The following is a 1,795-nucleotide window of genomic DNA, read 5'->3' as shown; positions in this document are numbered from 1 at the left end:
CTCATGTAAAGGACTCCGGTGCTTGATCAGCCCGGTGGTCCTGGGGTTGCATGAGCATCCCGGCTGGTCCGGTGGGTGGCGTCGAGCACGGCTCTGAGGGTTTGGCCTCGTACGACTGATTGCCACTGCTGGCCTGGCCACGGATGCCCCGGATGAGGGAAGTGGGCCGACCCTGTCGAGGTCGGGCCCGGTTGCAGCACATGAGTGGGAGCCGTCGTCAGGACGCTCTGCCTCCTTGGGACCGTGGCTGGCAGGGACGTCTCCTTGCCTGGGCCGCCGGAGTGTGGTGACCGGTGAACGGGGAAGGGGCAGGGATGGTGCAGCGGCGGCTGGTGGGTATCGATCTGGGCATCGCGTCGGCGCACACGGTGCGGGTCCTTGACGAGGGCGGCCGGCAGGTGTGTCGCCGGCGGTGTGAGCCCAGCGTGGAGAGCCTGACTGCGGTCGAGCAGGCGGCGTTGGCCGGGGCCGTGGCGGGAACGCGGTTGGAGGTGGTGATCGAGCCGACCGGGCCGGCGTGGCTGCCGGTTGCGGTGTTCTTCACCGCCCGGGGCCACACGGTGTTCCGCGTGTCCTCGGCCAAGGCCGCGGACCTGCGCCGGTTCCTGTCCCGGCATGCGAAGTCCAACGGCATCGACGCCGACACGTTGGCCCGGTTACCGCTGGTCCACCCCGACGGGATCCGGCCGTTGCGGCTGCCGACAGCGGAGCAGGCAGCCCTGGATCGGCGGGTGCGGGCGTGTGACCGGCTCACGCAGGCCGCCTCAGAACACAAGGTGCGGATCAAGGACCTGGTCCGGCAGTTGATGCCCCTGACCCCACTGACCGGGGACCTGGGCAAGGCCGACCTGGCCGTGCTGGCCCGTTGGGCCGACCCGCGGACCCTACTCAAAGCCGGCCCCGCCCGGCTGACCGCCGCGATCACCAAGGCATCGAACAATCATCAGGGCGCCGCCCGCGCACAGGAGTGGATCACCGCGGCCCGCGCCGCGGTCGACCTCTACCGGGATCACACCGCGATCGCGTTCACCGACCTGGCCGCCGAAGTCGCCACCGAAGTACGCCTACTCGCCGCGATCGACGCCGAACTGGCCACCCACACCACCGTCAGGGAAGACGCCTACCGGTGGGCCGACCCCGGCCAGCTCGCCCGCAGCCTGCCCGGCCTGGCCACCGTCGGCGGACCGGTCCTGGCCATGGCCATCGGTGACGCCGCCCGATTCCCCACCGGCGCGCACTTCAAGTCCTACCTCGGCCTGTCACCCCGAGCGTCGGAGACCGGCAACACCGACCGCAAAGGCCAACCCATGTCCAAAGCCGGATCCCGGCTGGCCCGCGCGGCGTTGATCCGCGCCGCCGACCACGCCCGCAAACAAGACCCCCAACTAGCCAGGGTCTACTACACGCACATGGTCGAGCACGGCGCCGAACACCTCAAAGCCCTCTGCGTCGTCGCCGCCCGCCTCGCCGAACGCGCATGGACCGTCATGCGCCGCGGCATGCCCTACGTCATCTGCGACACCGACGCCACACCCGTCACCCCCGCCGAGGCGAAGAAGATCATCACCGAGCAGTGGACCGTCCCCGCCGACGTCCGCGCCCGCCGACGCAGCACCAAAACCACCAGCACGAAGGCGGGGAAGGCCCCTCAACGAGTCCTCACGGGACATGTCAGGTCAGACGCACGAAGCGCCGACAAACGAGGCGACCTCCCCCACCAGCGATCGTCCAACCAGCCGACCTACACCGTCAAGCCAGCCAGCACCTTGACAGCCGATCCCCGATAGGGAATCAG

General features: G+C 69.8%; 1 protein-coding gene. It reads left to right on the top strand.

Annotated elements, in window-relative coordinates:
- The first annotated feature begins 314 nt into the window (after window positions 1–314).
- The gene (locus tag ACZ6Q9_RS34175) at window positions 315–1,787 is read left to right on the top strand and encodes an IS110 family RNA-guided transposase (RefSeq protein ID WP_393461029.1); all 1,473 of its coding nucleotides are present in this window, start codon (window positions 315–317) and stop codon (window positions 1,785–1,787) included.
- The last annotated feature ends 8 nt before the right edge of the window (window positions 1,788–1,795 follow it).

The sequence above is a fragment of the Micromonospora sp. NPDC049139 genome, from assembly GCF_055586845.1.
This window is presented reverse-complemented; position numbering and strand designations above follow the sequence as displayed.

What these genes read in the sequence shown, in the direction of transcription:
- ACZ6Q9_RS34175 (WP_393461029.1), top strand. Translation starts at nt 315, where the DNA reads ATGGTGCAGCGGCGGCTGGTGGGTATCGATCTGGGCATCGCGTCGGCG.